2 protein-coding genes are annotated in these 1,315 nt (G+C 55.8%); both read right to left on the minus strand.

Annotated features, from left to right (window positions below; translation table 11 throughout):
* Nucleotides 1-455: flavin reductase family protein (locus DU29_RS1000000132070; RefSeq protein ID WP_081832563.1), on the minus strand; the 455-nt coding region annotated here is incomplete at its 3' end.
* A 3-nt stretch (nucleotides 456-458) separates the two neighbouring features.
* Nucleotides 459-1,315, minus strand: an 857-nt coding sequence (locus tag DU29_RS0128980; RefSeq protein ID WP_028624812.1) for a sugar phosphate isomerase/epimerase family protein, incomplete at its 5' end; no start/stop codon positions are given.

A 1,315-nucleotide genomic window follows, 5' to 3' on the forward strand; every position in this document is an offset into this window, starting at 1 on the left:
GATGTGAGCACACGCTCGACACTGGCCAGCATTACCGAGTGGGTGCCGACTGCATGGTGTTCAATCAGCTCACAGAACAGCGAAGCCTGCGCCCCTTGCAGATAGGGCAACCCATTGACTTCATCAAATCGCCAGGCTTCATGATCGAAACGGTCGGTCCCCGTGGCGCTACGGCAGTGCACCGCAAGTACCTCCTGTTCTGCGCGGAGTACATTGATGCAGAATCGTCGAGAAGCCAGCAGCGGCCCATGGATACGGGTTTGCTGACCAATGCACACTAGAACCGTGGGCGGCTCCAGTGAGACTGATGTGAATGAACTGGCGATCATTACGTGTCCGTGGCCATCGGGAGCGATCGACGTGATTAGCGTCACCGTGGAGGCCACGCCGCGCATCGCCTGCCTCAATTGGGCAGCAATCAAAGGGTGTTGGGACATGTAGATGTGCTCAATCATGGGTTACGGGTGTGTTTCACGCTTGGCCCAACCAGGGTGCTTTGTCAGCAAACCCAACATCTCGTCCATCGCGTCATAGGAGCGTTTGAGCGTGCTGTATGGATTCCCCCCGACCAATGTGCCGTCATAGCCGACGGGGCCGGTATAACCGAACGACTTGGCAAGTCCAAGAAGTGCGAAGTTGTCGAGTTCTCCTGCATCGAGCGCCTCGAAAGTGGCAATACGACTCCAGCCAAGTGGGCTGCGGGTTGCGCCGCTGAGAGTCAATTCCCGCATGAAGGGTGTTGACGCCATTAACGCTGGCGTCGGGTCTACTGCCTGATAGCCCTCCGTCGGGCTGCCTGCATTGGTTTCGTAGCCATACCAGTGATAGCTTGGAAACACGATGCCGAGATTCGGATGGTTTACGACCGAGCAGATCTGTGCCGCAATGGAGTAATGATCCATCCAGAAGCCCAGATGAAAATACAGCAGGATGTCAATTCCGCGCCGTGCGCAAATCTCAAGTGCCCGACCAAGGAAGTCCTGCAGTACCTTGTCGTCCGGTGCCTTTCGATGATTTGAACCGTGGCCTGCCGTCCTGATTCCAAGATTGACAGCCTTCACGCCTTCCATCTCCTCAAGCATCCGCAAGAATCCTGCGTTGATGGGATGCTGTGGGCCCTGATCCAGGTCGATCACCACATACACGCTAAAGACCTCCAAACCGAAACGATCTTTCACGGTGGATAGACGCTTTGCGGTTTCCCATCGGCTCCCTGACCAGACGGCATAGGTCAGGCCGTCATAACCGATGTCAGCCAGCATTTCGCATTGGACATCGAAGGCATAGGTACCAGCCGAAGAAGTAAAAGCGAGAT

The organism is Pseudomonas sp. Ant30-3 (genome assembly GCF_000690905.1).
Taxonomy (GTDB): domain Bacteria; phylum Pseudomonadota; class Gammaproteobacteria; order Pseudomonadales; family Pseudomonadaceae; genus Aquipseudomonas.